The following is an 18,673-nucleotide window of genomic DNA, read 5'->3' as shown; positions in this document are numbered from 1 at the left end:
ATATAACTTATGGTGAAATTTATCTGGATATAGAAATAGATGAGAGAGAGGAAATTTCATTTCGGGTAAATGCCGGAATGGTTAAGGTAGAATGGGGAGATGGAGAAGAGAGTGAAACAAAAAAGCAGGCGGAATGTTTCAGGCATTTTTATAAAGGGGGAGGAATCTATCATCTTATTATTCAAGGAGAGAAGATTGTAGATTTGGACATAAAGAAATGCCGGATTATTCGTTTAGAAGTAAATCATTGTCCTACCCTAGAGTTTATAGATTGTTCGGAAAATTTGTTAAGGGAGTTGGATGTGCGGGGATGCAGAAAATTATATGAATTAGATTGTTCTCATAATCGATTGGGAGAACTGAAATTGGGGCGGTATAAAAAGTTGTTTCACCTGTCTTGTGCCTGGAATAATTTGGAATATTTGGAGTTAAGTGGTTGTCGGGAACTGGTGGATTTATTTTGTAAATATAATAGTATTCATCACCTGGACGTCAGTAAATGTAAAAAGTTACGTTCTGTAAACATTGGAAATAATGCTTTGGATATATCGGCATTACGGCATTTTGTGGATTCATTGGCAATCCCTCCGCATAGGGAAAAAGGATTTGTGGTTATCCGCAACAATATGATTCCTAATTCCGACAGTACCCTTGAATTGAAAAGGGGATGGTATGAAATATGATTCGGTCTGAAAATCTATCTGAATAATACGGGTAAAATAGTTTTGTAAAAATTTTAACAAGCCAACTAATTAAAAAAATTAATTAGCTTGTTTATTAAATTATTTTCCTGATAGAATTGAATAATTTTTGATCAGTAAACTGCCGGCGGAAATGGAGTATTCATTCCCGGAAAAACAGATTATTTTACCAGGTTTAAGGTATCAGTAGCGATAACGAGCTCTTCGTCCGTAGTCACTGTCATTACCAAGGTTCTGGAAGAAGCTGCTGAAATAATTCTGTCCACTCCCCTGGCATCCTGATTTACCGATTCGTCAAATTCCACTCCCAGGTATTCTAATCCGGTGCAAACGGAATGTCTGACTCTTTCGTCATTTTCTCCTATTCCTCCTGTAAAAATGATCAGGTCTACTCCGTTTAATACAGCGGCATAAGCTCCGATATATTTTTTTACATTATAAGAAAATACGTCCAAAGCTAATTCGGCTCTGTTGTTTCCGGCATCTGCGGCGGCTGTCAATTCCCGGAAATCCGAAGATACTCCGGAAATTCCGAAAACTCCGGATTCTTTGTTTGTCAGGCGTACCGCCTCCTGGGAGGTATATCCTTTTTTGTCACAAATATAGAGGAGGGCTCCTGTGTCTAAATCCCCGCAACGGGTTCCCATAACTAATCCGGCAACCGGCGTAAAGCCCATGGATGTATCCACTGATTTCCCTTTATCGATAGCTGTTATCGAAGCGCCGTTACCCAAATGGCAAGTGATAATTTTCTTTTCAGTGATATCCCAGCCTAATATTTGGCAAGCCTTTTCTGCTACAAATTTGTGAGAAGTTCCATGAAAACCGTATCTTCTTACACTGTACTTCTCGTAATATTCATACGGAATACCGTAAATAAAAGCTTTTGGCGGGAGAGTCTGATGGAAAGAAGTATCGAATACAGCCACCTGAGGCACTGTAGGAAGCAAACGTTCCATGGTTTCAATCCCCTTCAAATGGGCTGGATTGTGCAGGGGAGCGATTTCACTGCACGCTTTGATTTTCCTTTTTACATCCTCGTCAATCAATACACTTTGGGAAAAATATTCACCTCCGTGAGCGATACGATGTCCCACAGCAAATATTTCTTCTAAAGAAACAATGACACCGTGAGTTTTATCCGTCAATGCTTTTAGGATCAGATCCATACCATCTACATGGTCCGGAATCGGTTTTTCCAATACGTATTTGTCTTTTCCGTTGGGTTTATGAGTAAAAGACCCCATCGGAAGTCCAATTTTTTCAACTATACCTTTTGCCAGTAAAACAGGCTGGGCTTCCATATTTAATAATTGATACTTTATGGAAGAACTCCCGCAATTTAAAACTAATATATTCATATTTAGCGAATTATTGAAACAGAGCCGAACAGTCAAATTTTCGGCTCCACCGGGTTCATTTATTATTTTGCCAGGCCTGCAGCCTGATTAGCTGTGATAGCTACCATATTAATGATATCGTTTACAGAACACCCCCGTGACAAATCGTTGATCGGAGCTGCCATTCCCTGTAATACCGGACCAACGGCTTCTATACCGGCAATCCGTTGTACAAGTTTGTAACTGATGTTACCTACTTCCAGGGTAGGGAATATTAATACATTTGCTTTTCCTGCCACCGGACTACCGGGAGCTTTCAGATTACCTACGGATGGGACCAGAGCAGCATCTGCTTGTAATTCCCCGTCAATCAGAACGTCAGGAGCCATTTTCTGTGCCAGTTCGGTCGCTTTTACCACTTTATCTACCAATTCATTTTTAGCGGATCCTTTTGTAGAGAAACTCAACATGGCCACCCTTGGTTCAATTTTAGCTATATTCCGGGCTGTGCGGGCTGTAACAACAGCAATTTCGGCTAATTCTTCCGCCGTCGGGTTGGGATGAACCGCGCAATCAGCAACGACCAGTAAACCGTTTTCTCCGAATTCAGGTTTGTTGGTCAATAACATAAAAGCTCCCGAAACCACAGAGATACCCGGTTCTGTCTTTACAATCTGGAAAGCCGGACGTAAAACATCCCCTGTTGCATTGATTGCCCCGGCTACCTCACCGTCAGCATCTCCGCTTTTTATCATGAGAGTAGCGAGATAGAGCGGGTCAGTTACCAATTTTAAAGCTTGTTCTTTTGTCATCCCCTTACTCTTGCGCAATTCTACTAGCAAGTCCGCATAAGTTTCTTTTTTAGCATGGGAAGCCGGATCAATGGTAGTGGCTTTCGTGATATTTTTTAAACCCAGTTTTTCTGCCTGTTCCCGGATTTCTTCCGGTTTACCCAACAGAATGAGCTGAGCGATTCCTTCGGATAAAATAACTTCAGCAGCTTTCAGGGTACGTTCTTCAGTTCCTTCCGGAAGTACGATTCTTTTGCTGTACTTTTTAGCGTTTGATTTGATTTGATCTAAGAGTTCCATATCGTGTGCATTTAATATTAATTTCAAAAGAAAAGTTGTCCCTCTTCCCGGAACAACCCCACGTTCTAAACGGATTTATTTTTAGTATTTACAAAAGACTGAAGAACGGATTACCATCTTACTCCTTCATTTCTGCTTTTCTCTAAAGCGAAACAAATTTATATAAAAAAATTAAATTAACAGAAGTTTATTTCTGAATTTCTAAAAGTTCTGTCATTCCGGACAATTTGACACGAATCGTATTTCAGTTTTCCAATTTAAAGCGCAGGCGCAGGACGCCGTTTTCATAATTTGTACTTATGATTTTAAAATTTCCGATTTCTGACGTATTACCGACATGTTGCCCGATACAGGCACATATATCGTAATCACCTATTTTTACAATGCGCAGCGTTTCACTGGCTTCCTGCGGTAATTTACTCAAATCTACGCATTCCGGAACCCGGGCACGGCTTACAAATTCAATATGTACCGGTAAATGCATCCGGATCACTTCATTTACCTGCTCTTCAATCAGCTGAATTTGCCCGGGAGTGGGAGCTGTATCTAAAAGATAATCGCATTTTGATTTTTTCCGTTCAATATGTGCATTGCGGGAACGGGGACAGCCGAATAAGCGTATCATCGTCTGATTGAGGATATGTTCGGCCGTATGCATGGGCGGATACTCCTGTTTATTATGGGTATTTAAAATATTTTCTTCCATAGTGTGCTGATAAATTTTTATTTTTAATGGTCAAACATTCTTTAGAATCATTTAGGATTTGTTTTTCCAGTTCCGGTAAAGCAAAGTATCGTCGGTGTCCGGTCTGAAATAACCGAACCTTTTTTCTGTTGTTATCAGATGATTTGCCTCTAGCTGACAGGAATAAGAACAGAATAAACAGATAAAAATGATTTTAATCCATTTGTGTTTATTGATCTTATTCTGATCACTTATTCGTTTAGTTCTTGTCCGGAATATATCTTTATTTTGTGTAAAAATAATCTATATTTTAACAGTATACAAATTTCAGTTTACTCAAATCTTTAAAGAATTCCTCTTTTAATTGTTTTGAGCCATTTTCCTTTAGCAAAAGAATAAGGCAAACGGGAATCATTCTTTTTTCGGACAGACGGATTTTACAGGCTATGCAAATATCGGTACGAAATATTCAGAAGAGTAAAATAGTGAAAGCTGGTACCGATACGTTTTTTCCTTCCGGATGCAGAGATGATTCCATTAATTCGGCTTGTTAAATTGGGGGAATATTGTTTTTTAATTACCTTTGGCTTCCGAAAGAAGAATAAAAACCGGTAAACAGGTTTAAAGTCTAATTGATTTTGTTTAAATAAAACTGTTATTTATGAAACTATTAGAAGGAAAGACTGCTCTTATTACAGGTGCCTCCAGGGGGATCGGTAAAGCAGTAGCATTGGCATTTGCTAAACAAGGTGCTAATGTTGCATTCACAGATTTACGATACGACGAAGGAGCACAGGCTACAGAAAAGGAAATTGCTGATTGTGGCGTGAAAGCAAAAATGTATGCTTCCAATGCTGCGGATTTTGCTGCAACTGCTGCAACTGTCGAAGAAGTTGTCAAAGAATTCGGAAGAATTGATATTTTAGTGAATAATGCCGGTATTACCAAGGACACTTTGTTGATGAGGATGACTGAAGAACAGTGGGATGCCGTCATTAATGTAAATTTGAAATCCGTATTCAATTTTACTAAAACTGTTTCTGCAGTAATGCTGAAGCAAAAATACGGTTCCATTATCAGTATGAGTTCCGTAGTCGGGGTAAGCGGAAATGCCGGCCAGGCTAATTATGCCGCTTCCAAAGCTGGTATTATCGGTTTTACAAAAAGCGTAGCTAAAGAATTGGGTTCCCGGAATATCCGGGCAAATGCTGTGGCTCCAGGCTTTATTATTACTGATATGACGGCCCAACTGCCTGAAGAGGTAAGAAAAGAATGGGCTGCCAAAATTCCGTTGAGAAGAGGAGGTACACCGGAGGACATTGCAGACGTATGTTTGTTCCTGGCTTCTGATTTGTCCAGGTATGTCACCGGACAGGTGATACATGTATGCGGAGGAATGAATATGTAATTTGTTTCCGACGGAACTATCTCAAAAGTGGATTGTGAATTGTTTTTAAATAAAAACAGCTTCTGCTTTTGAGATTTTTTTTATTTGAAAAAGGAATAAATTCAACGGACTGAGAATACCCCTGCCACCGGGAGAGTGCTATGTAATTTTTCATACGGGACGAATAAGGCGAACAAAAATTAGTGATAAATGATGCGGTGTTACTATGGTGTTGAAAACCGAACGGCTGGAGATAACGCTTTTAACTCCAAGCCAATTAAAACTATGGATTGAGGATATACCTGCACTTAATAAAGAATTGAACTGCACTTATAAGGGAGAGCCTATGGAAGGCTTTTTCCTTGAAATAGTAAAAAAGCAGCTCAGAAAAGCACAAACTCATCCCACAAATTACTTGTTTTATAGCTTTTTTTTCCTGATTCGCAAAACGGATAGAGTCGTTGTCGGTTCAGCTGATTTTAAAAATCTGCCAAACAAAAACGGGGAAGTTGAGATCGGTTATGGTTTGGGTAAAACGTTTGAACATAAGGGCTACATGACAGAAGCTGTAAAAGCCATATGTGAATTTGCCGTAATGCAGAGCAACGTTTTCAATGTCATTGCAGAAACCGAAGCAGAAGGTTTTGCCTCTCAAAGAATTTTGGAGCGTTGCGGCTTTAAAAAGTATAAGCAGGCCGAAACGATCTGGTGGAGGTTATGAGAATCTTGCTGTTTGCTTTTTCTGCCGGCCCGGAATCCGAGAAGAGAGCTTGTTTTATTTCTTTCGTTTTATTCTCATTTTGCTTTCCGCATAAACTTTTAACTATAACCTTTTTATACTGAATCGCTCTATCTTTCAGTTTTTATCCCTATATTTGTTTCGTATAGTCTTTTAAACAGGGGGAAGAAGGAGAAAAGGGATTTTTATATACTATTGAAATTCCTGGAAAAAAGGTCTCTTTATCTGTAAAACTTTAACTTGAAGATATGCATAAAATAACTTCTGTTCGCTTTGTCCGCCGTTTTTTTTACGGCTTTATATTATTTTTTACAGGGATGTGTTGTGCATGTAGTAGTTATCGAACATTTGAGGTCGAAATATTATCGCCGGCTAAAATTACGCTTCCTGAAGGAGGGAAGATTGGTTTTTTGGACCGGCAGGTAAGCCGGACTGCAGACACTGCTTTTGTATTATATAATTATCCTGGCATTTTTCCCCTCGAATTGTCCGTTTTATTTTTTTCCGGCCTTCAGGATGCTTATAAAGATATACAGGAAGGAGATACCATTCCGGGACTTTTCGATAAATTCCGGACATATTTACCGGCTCAGGATGCTATTCCGGATCCTTTGGGAAAAGAAAAAGTCAGAAATATATGTAAGACCTATCAATTGGATTATCTGGTCGTTTTAGAATTGTATGCCTATAGTGTAAATATGGATTCCCTCAAAGTACGTAACAGATATGTTGTCCGGTTGTATTCCCCTCTGGAAGAGAAGCCATTGGATACTGTGATAATGGGTGAGGACTTGTCCGCTTTTTTAAATGACGATTACGATTTTGTCGCCTATATCCGCGACAAAGCCTGGGAAACCGGATTTACATATGCCCATCGGATTATGCCTTATTGGAATCCGGTGGAACGAAGAATTTATAACGGACAAAAGGTGTTGAGGATGGGAGATATTTTATTGCAGCAAAATAATGCAGAAGAAGCCAGAAGACTTTGGGAAGCTGCTACCCGTTTGTCACCCGGAATCGCTATAAAAGCTTATATAAATCTGGCGTGGTTGTCAGAAAATGCAGGGGATTTTTCCGCAGCACTTGAGACCCTGCAGAAAGCTCAACAGCTAGCTTTATCAGAAAAGATTGCTGCAAAGGACAAAATGTATCTGGATGAATATGCCAAAGTTTTGAAAAAAAGATTGCAAAATTTAAAAGTGATCGAAAACCAGCTGCATTAATTCTTTGGCTGCGGATTCAGAAATAAATAAACCGGACAATGTCAAAATTGAATATATACAAGGCGTCTGCCGGTTCAGGTAAGACGTTTGCCTTAACGCTGGAGTATTTTAAAATTATTTTTTCCTCTCCTCAGGAATTTAAGAACATACTGGCTGTTACTTTTACCAATAAGGCAACGGAGGAAATGAAAACCCGTATAATCGGGGAGTTGCATCTGTTGGCAGAAGGGGAGAAAAGCAGTTACGGCCCTTTACTGCAACAGGAATTCGGATATACAGAAGAACAGCTGAAGAATAAGGCTATCGTTTTACGTACCCTTTTACTACACGATTACGGACGAATAGCAGTAACCACCATCGATCGTTTTTTTCAGAGGATAATCAAATCATTTACCCGCGAGCTGGGAATATTTCCCGGTTATAATGTAGAACTGGACACGGATTTTATTCTGGCACAAGCGACAGATAAAATTATGGTTCAGTTAAAAAAAGACGGAGATCTGCGCAAATGGGTAAGCGAATTGATGGAGACAAATGTAGATGAAGGGAAATCATGGAGTATTAAAGCTAAAATTGCCGATTTGGGAGAGGAGCTTTTTAAAGAAAATTACATGCTCTTTGATAGAAAAGTATTGGATAAATTCAACGATAAAAGTTTTTTGAAAGCCTATCAGCGTTTTCTGCAAAATATTGTGCATACGTATGAAAAAGAATTGACCGGTATTAGTCAAAAAGCAATCGGTATTATTGAGGAAAATCAACTGGAACTGAGAGATTTCCGGAACGGGAAAACGGGATGTGTATCTCATTTTTATAAAATCCGGGAGAAAAAGTTCGACGAATTGACTCAAACTGTCAGAGAAGGTATAGACAATATAGGGTATTGGTATTCAAAAACCTGCAAATCTGAAGTTAAAGAAAAAATTGAACTTATTTTTCCGCAACTTAATCCTTTATTAGGACATTGTGTCCGCCTCTATGACAGTCATTGCAAATGTTATTTATCTGCCCGGCATTTATTAGCCAATCTCTATCAATTAGGGATTCTGAACGATCTTTACCGGAAAGTAAGAGAATATTGTGAAGAAAAAAATCTGATGTTATTGAGTGATACGACCTTTATTCTCAATACGCTGATAGAAGGGAATGATACTTCTTTTTTATTTGAAAAAGTAGGAAATTATTACAAACATCTGATGATAGATGAATTTCAGGATACTTCTTCCATGCAATGGCGAAATTTTCGTCCTATAGTGGTAAATTGCCTGTCAGAAGGAAATAAAGCTTTGATCGTAGGGGACGTGAAACAAAGTATTTATCGTTGGAGAAATGGAGACTGGAGTCTGCTTGCCGGAGGTGTTGAAAAAGAATTCCGGCAATTGGGTACGAAGAATATAGTATTGCAAAACAATTGGCGGAGTACGCGTGAAATTGTCGATTTCAATAACCTGTTTTTTCAGGAAGCTTCGGTAGAACTAAAAAACATATATGACGAATCTGCAGGGGAGGAGAATCCCTGGTCTGCTTCTATTGAAGCGGCTTATGAAAAAGGAGAGCAGAAAGTTCGGAATAAACGGAATGGATATGTAGATATTTTCTTCGGTCCCTCCAAAAAGGAAGAAAATTGTAATGAGGAGATTATGGGTTCTGTAGTGGATATTCTGCTGGATATCTTAGACAGAGGAGGACAGTCAAGGGATATCGTCATTTTGGTTAGAAGTGGAAAAGAGGGAGCTTTTGTCGCCCGGTATTTGATGGAGTACAATAAAACGTCTTTACGGAAAATAAATTTTATCTCGAATGATTCCCTTTATGTCTGGACTTCTCCTTATGTAAAATTCTTAATATCCGTATTGCGCTATATTGTAGAGCCTTTCGATCCTGTAAATAAAGCAAATCTCCTGTATTTTTACTACTCATTTGTCAAAATTCAACCGGAAGAGGAACTGGATCGTATTTTTAAAGCGGTAGAGGAAGATAATTTATTTCATTTTTTACAAACGGATTTCGATATCAATACGGGTAAAATAATGTCCTATTCTCTTTATGAAACGGTCGAAGCCATAATTGATAAATTTTCTCTAAAGAATAGGAGAGAAGAAATTCCTTATTTAATCGCTTTTCAGGATATTGTATTTGACTATGAAGCGAATAATTCCAACAATATAAATTTATTCCTGGAATGGTGGGAAAAAGAACAGGCAAAGAGAGTATTGACGACTTCGGAGGAATCGAATGCTGTCCGTATACTGACCATACACAAATCCAAAGGACTGGAATTTGAATATGTAATACTTCCTTTTTGCAGCTGGGAGCTCGATAGTACGCGGCCAGTCAGGAGAATTTGGTGTACAAATCACGAGAAAGGATTTGATATACTGGAATATGCTCCTTTAAATTATTCTTCGAAACTGGCAGATACCTTTTTTAAAGAAAGTTATTTTGACGAGCATTTGAAAGCGTTTGTAGACAATCTTAATTTGTTATATGTGGCATTGACACGTGCCAAAAAAGAACTTTATGTCCGTCCTTATACACCTAAAATCAACAAAGACGGAAGTGTATCCCTTGCAGATATAGGCGCTTTTATTTACCGGGTACTGGGAAAGTTGAAAGAAAATCAAAATCCTTTTTTCTTTCAGGACGGAAGTATAAATGTCCGGTATGGTAAGAAAGAAAGAATTGCTGAGAAAGGAAAGGAAAGCAAACCTCTGAGCTTGGAAAATTATCCGGTATACGATCCGGAAGAAAGAATTTGTGTAAAATATAAATTTATAGATTATACTTCCCCCGAACGTCCGGAATTATTGCCGGTAGATGAGGGAAAATTGTTGCACGAGATTTTTAAATCTATTCAGTATAGCGGGGATGTGGAAAAAGCTGTCAAAGAAGCTTATCTTTCCGGATTTATTTTGAAAAAGGAAAGAGAGGTATTTTGTCAGAAGATCCGTTCTTACATCGACAAACCGGAGGTAAAAGAATGGTTTGATCCCAAATATAAAGTGATAAACGAACGGAACATTCTTTTTCATTCGGGTTCCCGTTTAAGGCCGGACCGTGTTCTTTTAGACGGAAATACGGTGTATGTAATTGATTATAAATTCGGAATAAAAGAGGATAAGAGCTATCTCCAGCAAATTCATTATTATTGTTCTGCTTTACGGCAGATGGGTTATAAAAAAGTGAAGGGATATATCTGGTATGTAAATCTGGAGAAAATAGTGGAAACAGCGTAAAAGGAAAGAGGACGAAATAAGTGATTTCTATCGCTCTTTCCCTTTTAATAAGATCAATATTTTCTTTCAGAACGGAAGCCCCGGTTATTAAAATTACCCCGGTTATTATTATTTCTCGGACGGTCTGTTCTCGGTTTGGCAACATTTACATTGATTACTTTACCGTCGTATTCTACCTGATTTAATTCGTCGATGGCTTTCTGTCCTTCTATATCATCCGGCATTTCAACAAATCCGAAACCTCTGGATCTGCCACTTTCTCTATCCATAATTACTTTTGCTGAAGAGATTTCTCCATATTCTCCGAATAAATCTCTTAAATCGCTGTCATTTACAGCATAACTCAAATTTGAAACATAAATGTTCATTTCACTAAAAAATTTTGATTAATAAAAATATAGATGAGTTTGAAAGCTAGAAGGAAAGTCTGCTTAACGATACATTAAAAATGAAGGCAAGAACTTTAATACAAACTAATTCAATTCTCAAATACACCACAAAGGTAGGATAATAATGGGGAATAAAAAAAATTCTGCTTTATTATTAATCAAAATTATTTAAAAATAAAAAAGAAAATATTTAAAACCGGAATATTCTTTCACCATAGCCTGTATTTCGACTTTTCAAGCCGGTATAAAAAAGTATTTGTTTTTTTTCTTTGATTTTTGATTACAATTCGCAACTTTTGTAATCAAATTAATTTAATTTTTAAACAACAGCGAAGATATGGCTTATAAAATTTTAGCGATTAATCCGGGGTCAACTTCGACCAAGATCGCGATTTTTGAAGACGAACAACAGGTTTTTGTTAAGACGATCCGTCATTCTGCAGCGGAAATCGGGAGTTTTTCCACTATTGCTTCTCAGTTCAGTTACCGTAAAGATATTATTCTTTCTACTTTAAAAGAAGCCGGTATTGCTCTTACAGAAATCAATGCAATCGTTGGAAGGGGAGGACTAATTAAACCGATCGAGTCCGGAATTTACGAAGTAAATGCTGAAATGATACGGGATTTAGAAGTCCCTGTAATGGGAGAACATGCATCGAATCTGGGAGGATTAATAGCGCACGACATAGCTCAAAGTTTACAAAACGGGGCCAAAGCTTATATTGCAGACCCTGTAGTTGTAGACGAACTACAGCCTCTTGCCCGTCTTAGCGGACATCCTCTTTTACCGAGAGTTTCCATTTTTCACGCTTTAAATCAAAAAGCCATTGCCCGTACTTACGCTGCGGAAGTGGGCAAAAAATATGAAGAGTTAAATCTGATTGTCGCCCATATGGGAGGAGGAATTTCTGTCAGTGCCCATTGTAAAGGAAAAGTGATTGATACTAATAATGCATTGGATGGGGACGGTCCTTTTTCTCCGGAACGTTCCGGAGGACTTCCAACAGGAGCGTTGGTTGAATTGTGCTATAGCGGTAAATCCAAAGGGGAAGTAAAGAAAATATTGAAAGGAGAAGGGGGTGTAGTAGCTTATTTGGGGACCAATGATATGCGAATGGTAGAGGAAAAAGCCGTTACGGATGCCCGTTATGCTATGATTCAGGAAGGAATGTGTTATCAGGTAGCCAAAGAAATAGGCGCTATGGCTGCTGTATTGAAAGGGAAGGTAGATGCGGTCCTGCTCACGGGAGGCATTGCATACGGAAAGCCTGTGACCGATTATATTACAGATATGATCCAGTTTATAGCTCCCGTAAAGATTTATCCCGGGGAAGACGAAATGCGGGCTCTGGCCTTAAACGGCTTGATGGTGCTCAGGGGACAATTACATTCTAAATTATACAAATAAATCCATTCAAAAGTTCAAATGTCCGGAAAGAGTTATTTCTGCAGGAACATTTGAACTTTTGTCATTTGCTGTGAGAAAGGAGATATTTTTTTATTTCCCGGCATAAAGCCGGAAAATAGCGTTCCGGATGCAGTATAGCTTCTGTTGCAGAAGGGGCGTGGGAAACAAGTTCAAAAATCTGATCGAAACCTTTCATTCCGGTTTCAGCAGAACCGCATACAGCCAGCACATTTATTCCTTGTCGTCTGCATATTTTTGCGATTACGCCGGGGATTTTCCCGTAGAGGGATTGCTGGTCGATATGCCCTTCACCTGTAATTACCCATTTAGATTGCGTGAGCAATCGGTTGAAACCGGAATAATGCAGATAGAATTCAGAACCTGAAACCAGTTCAGCATTTAACAGGGCGGCAAAAGCTGCTGCAATTCCTCCGGCCGCACCCCCGTGTTTCAGGCCTGATATTTCTTTCCCTGAACTTTCCGAAAGGAGAGAAGCATATTTTTCAAGTTTGTGGTCCAATAAGCTGATCTGTTCGGCGGATGCACCCTTTTGGGGACCGAATACAGCAGCTGCCCCGCGGGGACCGCATAAAACCGTATCTACATCGCACAAGACAGTAAAAACAATATTTTTAAACTTTTCCTTTAAATAATCGGAATGAATGCTTTCTATTTCAAGGATAGGATTGGAATAGTAATCAGATGATTTAATTTCCTGCAATCCCATTTCCTGCAAAGCTCCGCTGCCGCCGTCAATGCTTGCACTTCCTCCTACACAAAGCCATATCTTACGTACTCCGTTCTCCAGGGCGTGGTTGACTGTCCTGCCGAGTCCTGCCGTATGGGCCTGATATACGTTGTATTCACTTTTGTGTAAAAGTTTTAAACCACATATCGAAGCCAATTCAATGATAGCCAAGTCTCCGGTCCGGTAATAAAAAGTATCGTGAAGGCGTCCGATCGCGTCCTGGGCCTGTATCGGAACAGGGGTCGCTTTCAGATAGGAAGCAAGTATAGCCGCTGTACCGTCCCCTCCATCTCCTGCAGGAAGAGAATACAGCGTATAGCCGGACAATCCGTGAACGAGTTGTGAACAGACTTCAAAAGCATCCAAGCTCCCTTTAAAAGCATTCGGAGCAAGCAGGATTCCGGTATGATTGTCAGAAGTATTCAATTTATTGGGATACTAAAAAACGACGGGGTTCGTAATGTTGCAATTCAAATAAATTCTTTTCCGGCCATTCCGCCACTTTTTTCAAAGCATTCGTAACCATTTGGTTGATATAAGAAGGGAAACGGGGTCCTTTCCAGTTACTGGTATTGGTGATGAATGCCCAAGCGTATCCGTCGGCTTGCTTTTTTAACAAAACACTGGTACCGGAGAGCGTACCGCTTCTCCACCATTCCCCCTTCGGAGTAACATGCATCCAGCCAATGGGAAGAGCATCTGCTGCATAGGTAGTCATTTGGGCTATCGTTTCCGGCCGTAAAATATCCGGTAGAGCAGGGTCTCCGTCGATTGCGGAAAGGAAACGCAGCAATTCACTCGCCGATGTTACCCAGCCTCCGGCCCCGTAAAGACCTGCTATATTGTTTCCTCCGTAATATTTGGGAACAAGTTGCCCGCTTCCGTTACAAGCCGGAATCATCTCAGGAGTAGAAGACTCATAATACCGGACTTCATGCGGCAAACGGTCTTCGTAAAGGTTATTTCCAAGATGCATGTCGTAACAACCGGCCGGTTGCAGAACATGAGTGCGTATATACTCTTCATATTCCATACCGCTTGCTTTTTCAATGACTTTTGTCAATATGCCATATCCGATATTGGAATAAAGAGTAGATGTACCCGGAGCATAATGTAAACGCCGTTTCAATACATATTGAATAACTGTTGTCAAATCTGCAGGAGCAGGAACGTCCATTTTACGGGCAATTTCCAAAGGGGAAAACATAGGATCCCCGTAGGCACCTGAAAAACCTGCCTGGTGACGAAGTAAATGATCAACCGTAATTTTCTTTACCTTTTTATCTTTTATATTCAAAAAAATACTGTCTTTTAAAATCCCTTCCGGACCGAAAACACGGTCGCTTAACTGCAGTTTTCCTTCTTCCTGTAATTTCATGATCCCGACTGCTGTAATGAGTTTGGAAACAGAAGCAATCCGGAAAATATGCTGAACATCTGTCCTGATACCGGCTTCTTCATCAGCATAGCCATAGCCCTTACTGTAAATGAGTTTCCCGTCTTTCATCAAAGCGAAAGAAGCTCCTTTAATCGACCAGGATCGCATGAAACGTTCTATGCTCCGGTCTATTTTTTCACTTTCAGGAAAATCAGAATCCCGGTTGCAAATTACTTTACCAATAGGGAAAATATTTAAGGGAATCTTAAAACGCGCAGCGTTTGTCATGAGTAAAGTGCTGTCATCCCGAAGAGGAGTTCCCCCGGCGAAATTAATCTCCCAGGGTTTGGTAAACAGAATAATAAATATAACGATCGTTAAAACAATATACTTCATTACAAAACTAAATTTCTTATAATTGCTTCCACCGCACGTCTCCAAATGCAAATTATAAGATATGCATAGATATGATTTGCAATATTATAGAAAAGATATTTTAAAAAAAAACTTTTAATCTCAAAAAACACTAAAAAAGCTTATCCAACAGAGCGAAATATAAATCCATAATTTCCCTTAAACGATTGTTCCGGGTATCGAAAATAAACTCGTCCATTTTCCGGACCGGTAAGACCAAAGGAGAAGTACCCGTGATAAAAGCCGACTCGTAATTTCTTAATTCATCATACGGAATCCTTTTTTCCAGAACCGGGATCTGATGTTTATTACAAATATCAAAAACCCTTTTTCTGGCTGTTCCCGGCAAAACGTAAGGAGTCGGAGCCGTATAAAGTACTCCTTCATTAATAAAAAATATATTGGAACGGGATCCTTCAGTGACACACCCGTCTTTATCTTTCAAAATAATCTCGTAAACCCGGTATTTTTGTAAAAGTTGATCCGTCCGTGTACGTAAATCGGTATTGATGTATTTTATTTCCGGATTATTCCGGATTGCTTCACAGGTAATCGTATCTACTCCGTTTCTGTAATTTTCTTCCGTAGGATAATGGTGGGGGATCTGGTACATATACTCATCCCATTTTCCGTCTGAAAGATGCAGCACATATTTTATATTCCCTTCTTCAATATGTTCTGACTGAACCAGGCGGTTCAGTTTGTCCTCAATACAGAGTTCCCGGATATCGATGTCAATATTTGATTTTTTAATGGAATTACTTAATCTTAATAAATTATCCTTTAAGAAGATAGCATGTCCTTTAAAAATACGGATCACTTCGTATATACTAAACCCTTTTTTAAACCGGGATTCTGAAAAATCTGCTTTGTGAATAATCTGATTGTTTACTAAAATCATGGTGTCAATTTTTTACAAAATTACAAAAATGTATCTTCGGATGTTCTCCTGCCTCTGTGAAAGTTTTTCTTTTTCTTATACAAGCTTTTTCAATAATTTGAACTAAATTTGGCTCAGTTATGGAAAATAAAGGGTTGATTGAAAAAACAGAGACTTTTTTGCAGGAAGTCGTTATAGCTGAATTGGGGAAGTTACAGGAAGCCGGACTTTCCTATATGCAGTTTGTATTAATGGGGCAGGCAATAGAGGTGTTAGGAGGATTTCTGGACCAGAAACCGATGAAAGCGAAAGGTCAGGCAGCCAGACGGTTTGCTGCCTGTGTAAAATATTTGTTGGGAGGACGTTATCGTTTATTAAACGAAAACGATTATCTCTATCAGACTTTACGGAACCAGATGACACATACTTTTATTCCCGGAAGCCGGTTACTTTTGCTCAATGAAAGAGAAAATACAGCAGAATATCAGCATCTGGCGCTGAAAGAAGGACGATTGGTGATGATTTCCGGGGTATTCTACAGGGATATTTGCCGTGCCTGTGAAAGACTGCTTTTATTATTGAAAGAAGGACAATTAAAGCCTAAAACTATTGCATTCGGGGATGATGAATAAAAGAATTGTACTGATCGGAGCCGGAAATGTCGCTCATCATTTAGCACCCGCTTTATTGAAAGCCGGGTTAAATCTGTGTCAGATTTATAGCCGTACTCTCGAATCTGCCCGGGAACTGGGCAAAAAAACGGGAATTACCTATACTTCTGATACCTTCGCAGTATATCCCGATGGAAATATTTATATATTTTGTGTAAATGATGATTCTTTATTAACTGTGTACAAGAGCTTAAGGATTAATGAAAATGCATTAGTTTTACACACTTCCGGAAGTGTATCTATCGATATTTTTAGACCTTACGCCCGGAATTACGGGGTTTTGTATCCCCTACAAACTTTTTCCAAAACCAGGAACCTGGATTTTAGGGAGATTCCACTTTGTATTGAGGCTTCGGACCGGGAGGTTTTAAAAACACTGGTTCTGTTGGGCAGTAAACTTTCTTCCAGGGTTTACGAAATCAATTCAGAGAAACGTCAGAAACTTCATTTGGCAGCTGTTTTTGCCAATAATTTTACAAATCATTTGTATCATATTGCAGGGAAAATATTGGAAAAAGAGGATTTGGATTTCAATTTATTGAGACCATTAATTTTTGAAACGGCCCATAAAATCATGCTATTGACTCCCGAAGAAGCGCAGACGGGACCTGGCAGAAGGGGAGATAATACGATCCTGCATTTACATAAGAATATGCTGAAAGACAACCGGAATATGCAATCGATATATGCGTTATTATCGCAATCCATACAGGATGTTTATTCCAAAAAAGAAAAAAAAGAGGAAACCCGGACAGATGCTCCTATGTGGACATTGTGGTAAACTAGAGAGAACAATTAAATATAATAAAATGGCGTTTTTCAAAGAAGAATTAAAAAAAATACGTGCTTTTGTATTCGACGTGGACGGGGTGTTGTCCCGTCAGGAAGTGAGTCTTTCAACAGAAGGGGAACTTATCCGGACTTCCTGTGCAAAAGATGGTTATGCCTTGATGTATAGCGGTAAAAAAGGATATATTTTAGCCATTATTTCCGGAGGCGGTTCTCCGGGTTTAGAAGAGAGATTCAAAAAATTGGGAATAAAAGATATCTATCTGAGGATTGAAAATAAGGTTGAAGCTTTGGAAGAACTGATTTCCAAATACGATTTGAAAGCGGAAGAAATTATGTATATGGGGGATGATATACCTGACTATAATGTAATGACCCGGGTAGGACTTCCGGTATGTCCGGCTGATGCCTGTGAAGAAATCAAAGCAATTTCAAAATACATATCCGATCTGAACGGAGGTATGGGATGCGTAAGGGATGTTATTTCGCAGGTTTTGAAAGCCAGGGGAGACTGGATGGACACAAGTTGCTATGTCAAAAGCATGTAGTTTCAAAAGGGATAAAGAAATGGTGTGATGAATTAATACATTTATATATAGATTTTTATATATGATTATTTAATTCTTTAGTGCAATAAAATATGCTTGAAATTTTAAGACTGATACGGGTCCGTACCCTTATTTTTACCCTATTTGTGATGTATATGGTAAGGTTTTTTGTCCTGAGACCTTTACTGATAAAAAATGGTTTCTGTTTACAAATGCCTGAAGAAATATTTTTCCTGTTGGTCCTGTCTGTCTGTTGTTTGGTGGCAGCCGCTTATGTGATCAATGATTATTTTGATACCCGTACGGACCGGATATCCGGTGTAAAAGTTGTGATTGTCGGACGGCATATAACCAGAAGAACAGCTATTATTTTGCATGCTATACTGAATATAACAGCTATTGTTTTGGCTTTTTATGTGAGTTTAGGGGTGGGAAAATGGAAAATCAGCCTGCTGTTTTTTCTGATTTCAGGTGTGTTGTGGTTCTATTCCAGTTGTTATAAAAAATATCTTCTGCTGGGAAATGTGATTGTTGCTGTTTTGGTAGGACTTATTCCTTTAAGCGTAGTCGTATTTGAAATTCCTTTATTGGAAAAAGCTTATATGCAAATGGCATTTTCTCCGGACTTTACATTTTTGTATAAGTGGGTACTTGGCTTTTCTATTTTTCTGATAGTGAACACATTTATTTATGAGATAAATAAAGATAATTATACGATGAGCGGAGACATAGAAAAAGGAATAGTAACTGTTCCGCTGAAGTGGGGTAGAAAAACGGCACGCTATCTGATGGGAACAATTGTCGGAATATGTATGCTCAGTGTCATTCTGCTGGATTTGAAAGTATTTCCTCATTCTGCATATACGCTTACCTATATTCTTCTGGCTATAGAATTACCGTATTTATTTTATTTGTATCATATCATAAACTCCCGGAGTAAACGTATGCTGCAATTGGGAACGATCCGTTTCATCATGGTTGCAGGGATTGCTTTTGCTTTTATTATTAATTGTGTACTGAAAACTACATCTATCCTTTAAATT

The 18,673-nt window shown here is 38.9% G+C and carries 17 protein-coding genes; 10 read left to right on the top strand and 7 right to left on the bottom strand.

The annotated features are described in order from the left end of the window. On the top strand, positions 1–683 hold a 683-nt coding region (locus tag Q0465_RS03880; RefSeq protein ID WP_367274299.1), incomplete at its 5' end, for a leucine-rich repeat domain-containing protein. A gap of 179 nt (positions 684–862) precedes the next feature. Here the strand turns inward: Q0465_RS03880 and Q0465_RS03875 are convergent. The 3 genes from Q0465_RS03875 to Q0465_RS03865 all read right to left on the bottom strand — a co-directional run bounded on the left by Q0465_RS03875 (position 863) and on the right by Q0465_RS03865 (position 3,838). Further along, entirely contained in the window at positions 863–2,062 is a 1,200-nt protein-coding gene (locus Q0465_RS03875; protein WP_298613074.1) for an acetate/propionate family kinase, read from the bottom strand. 62 nt (positions 2,063–2,124) lie between these two features. After that, positions 2,125–3,132, bottom strand: a complete 1,008-nt coding sequence (pta, locus tag Q0465_RS03870) for a phosphate acetyltransferase (RefSeq protein WP_298613071.1) — start codon at positions 3,130–3,132, stop codon at positions 2,125–2,127. A 244-nt stretch (positions 3,133–3,376) separates the two neighbouring features. Then, entirely contained in the window at positions 3,377–3,838 is a 462-nt protein-coding gene (locus tag Q0465_RS03865; RefSeq protein ID WP_298613068.1) for a hypothetical protein, read from the bottom strand. Between the two features lie 640 nt (positions 3,839–4,478). Here Q0465_RS03865 and fabG point away from each other — a divergent pair. From fabG to Q0465_RS03845, 4 genes are all read left to right on the top strand, one after another. Further along, positions 4,479–5,225, top strand: coding sequence for a 3-oxoacyl-[acyl-carrier-protein] reductase (fabG, locus tag Q0465_RS03860; protein ID WP_298613065.1), 747 nt, complete (start codon positions 4,479–4,481; stop codon positions 5,223–5,225). Between the two features lie 205 nt (positions 5,226–5,430). Then, positions 5,431–5,925, top strand: coding sequence for a GNAT family N-acetyltransferase (locus tag Q0465_RS03855; protein ID WP_298613063.1), 495 nt, complete (start codon positions 5,431–5,433; stop codon positions 5,923–5,925). A 266-nt stretch (positions 5,926–6,191) separates the two neighbouring features. Next, positions 6,192–7,169, top strand: coding sequence for a DUF6340 family protein (locus Q0465_RS03850; RefSeq protein WP_298613060.1), 978 nt, complete (start codon positions 6,192–6,194; stop codon positions 7,167–7,169). Positions 7,170–7,207: 38 nt separating this feature from the next. Further along, on the top strand, positions 7,208–10,405 hold the full coding sequence (locus Q0465_RS03845; protein ID WP_298613057.1) for an exodeoxyribonuclease V subunit beta: 3,198 nt from the start codon (positions 7,208–7,210) through the stop codon (positions 10,403–10,405). Positions 10,406–10,458: 53 nt separating this feature from the next. Here the strand turns inward: Q0465_RS03845 and Q0465_RS03840 are convergent, their stop codons facing one another. Next, the gene (locus Q0465_RS03840; RefSeq protein WP_298613054.1) at positions 10,459–10,773 is read right to left on the bottom strand and encodes an RNA-binding protein; all 315 of its coding nucleotides are present in this window, start codon (positions 10,771–10,773) and stop codon (positions 10,459–10,461) included. 358 nt (positions 10,774–11,131) lie between these two features. Between Q0465_RS03840 and buk the strand changes: the two genes are divergently transcribed. Next, positions 11,132–12,202: a butyrate kinase gene (gene buk, locus Q0465_RS03835; RefSeq protein WP_298613052.1), complete on the top strand. Its 1,071-nt coding sequence runs from the start codon at positions 11,132–11,134 to the stop codon at positions 12,200–12,202. 61 nt (positions 12,203–12,263) lie between these two features. Here buk and Q0465_RS03830 read toward each other — a convergent pair whose 3' ends face one another. The 3 genes from Q0465_RS03830 to Q0465_RS03820 all read right to left on the bottom strand — a co-directional run bounded on the left by Q0465_RS03830 (position 12,264) and on the right by Q0465_RS03820 (position 15,643). After that, positions 12,264–13,376 carry a glycerate kinase gene (locus tag Q0465_RS03830; protein WP_298613049.1) on the bottom strand — a complete coding sequence of 371 codons (1,113 nt, stop codon included), beginning with the start codon at positions 13,374–13,376 and terminating at the stop codon, positions 12,264–12,266. Between the two features lies 1 nt (position 13,377). Then, positions 13,378–14,724, bottom strand: coding sequence for a serine hydrolase (locus Q0465_RS03825; protein WP_298613046.1), 1,347 nt, complete (start codon positions 14,722–14,724; stop codon positions 13,378–13,380). Positions 14,725–14,854: 130 nt separating this feature from the next. Further along, positions 14,855–15,643: an aminotransferase class IV gene (locus Q0465_RS03820; RefSeq protein WP_298613043.1), complete on the bottom strand. Its 789-nt coding sequence runs from the start codon at positions 15,641–15,643 to the stop codon at positions 14,855–14,857. 119 nt (positions 15,644–15,762) lie between these two features. Here Q0465_RS03820 and Q0465_RS03815 point away from each other — a divergent pair, with 119 nt between their 5' ends. The 4 genes from Q0465_RS03815 to Q0465_RS03800 all read left to right on the top strand — a co-directional run bounded on the left by Q0465_RS03815 (position 15,763) and on the right by Q0465_RS03800 (position 18,670). Beyond that, complete coding sequence (locus tag Q0465_RS03815; protein ID WP_298613040.1) at positions 15,763–16,254, top strand: hypothetical protein; 492 nt, start codon at positions 15,763–15,765, stop codon at positions 16,252–16,254. Then, positions 16,244–17,074, top strand: a complete 831-nt coding sequence (locus Q0465_RS03810) for a Rossmann-like and DUF2520 domain-containing protein (protein ID WP_298613037.1) — start codon at positions 16,244–16,246, stop codon at positions 17,072–17,074. Before Q0465_RS03815 ends, Q0465_RS03810 begins: the two co-directional genes overlap by 11 nt. A 28-nt stretch (positions 17,075–17,102) precedes the next feature. Further along, a complete protein-coding gene (locus Q0465_RS03805; protein ID WP_298613034.1) occupies positions 17,103–17,630 on the top strand; it encodes an HAD family hydrolase in 528 nt (175 codons plus the stop codon). A gap of 92 nt (positions 17,631–17,722) precedes the next feature. After that, positions 17,723–18,670 carry a geranylgeranylglycerol-phosphate geranylgeranyltransferase gene (locus Q0465_RS03800; RefSeq protein ID WP_298613031.1) on the top strand — a complete coding sequence of 316 codons (948 nt, stop codon included), beginning with the start codon at positions 17,723–17,725 and terminating at the stop codon, positions 18,668–18,670. Positions 18,671–18,673 lie beyond the last annotated feature (3 nt).

Origin of the sequence: uncultured Odoribacter sp., assembly GCF_937966165.1 — a bacterium.
Lineage (GTDB): Bacteria > Bacteroidota > Bacteroidia > Bacteroidales > Marinifilaceae > Culturomica.
The sequence above is the reverse complement of the archived record's forward strand: the minus strand, read 5'-3'. Positions and strand labels throughout refer to the sequence as shown.

Excerpts from the sequence above, each read along its gene's own strand:
- Q0465_RS03875 (WP_298613074.1), bottom strand. The coding sequence starts at position 2,062 with ATGAATATATTAGTTTTAAATTGCGGGAGTTCTTCCATAAAGTATCAA.
- pta (WP_298613071.1), bottom strand. The coding sequence starts at position 3,132 with ATGGAACTCTTAGATCAAATCAAATCAAACGCTAAAAAGTACAGCAAA.
- Q0465_RS03865 (WP_298613068.1), bottom strand. The coding sequence starts at position 3,838 with ATGGAAGAAAATATTTTAAATACCCATAATAAACAGGAGTATCCGCCC.
- fabG (WP_298613065.1), top strand. The coding sequence starts at position 4,479 with ATGAAACTATTAGAAGGAAAGACTGCTCTTATTACAGGTGCCTCCAGG.
- Q0465_RS03855 (WP_298613063.1), top strand. The coding sequence starts at position 5,431 with ATGGTGTTGAAAACCGAACGGCTGGAGATAACGCTTTTAACTCCAAGC.
- Q0465_RS03850 (WP_298613060.1), top strand. The coding sequence starts at position 6,192 with ATGCATAAAATAACTTCTGTTCGCTTTGTCCGCCGTTTTTTTTACGGC.
- Q0465_RS03845 (WP_298613057.1), top strand. The coding sequence starts at position 7,208 with ATGTCAAAATTGAATATATACAAGGCGTCTGCCGGTTCAGGTAAGACG.
- Q0465_RS03840 (WP_298613054.1), bottom strand. The coding sequence starts at position 10,773 with ATGAACATTTATGTTTCAAATTTGAGTTATGCTGTAAATGACAGCGAT.
- buk (WP_298613052.1), top strand. The coding sequence starts at position 11,132 with ATGGCTTATAAAATTTTAGCGATTAATCCGGGGTCAACTTCGACCAAG.
- Q0465_RS03825 (WP_298613046.1), bottom strand. The coding sequence starts at position 14,724 with ATGAAGTATATTGTTTTAACGATCGTTATATTTATTATTCTGTTTACC.
- Q0465_RS03820 (WP_298613043.1), bottom strand. The coding sequence starts at position 15,643 with ATGATTTTAGTAAACAATCAGATTATTCACAAAGCAGATTTTTCAGAA.
- Q0465_RS03815 (WP_298613040.1), top strand. The coding sequence starts at position 15,763 with ATGGAAAATAAAGGGTTGATTGAAAAAACAGAGACTTTTTTGCAGGAA.
- Q0465_RS03810 (WP_298613037.1), top strand. The coding sequence starts at position 16,244 with ATGATGAATAAAAGAATTGTACTGATCGGAGCCGGAAATGTCGCTCAT.
- Q0465_RS03805 (WP_298613034.1), top strand. The coding sequence starts at position 17,103 with ATGGCGTTTTTCAAAGAAGAATTAAAAAAAATACGTGCTTTTGTATTC.
- Q0465_RS03800 (WP_298613031.1), top strand. The coding sequence starts at position 17,723 with ATGCTTGAAATTTTAAGACTGATACGGGTCCGTACCCTTATTTTTACC.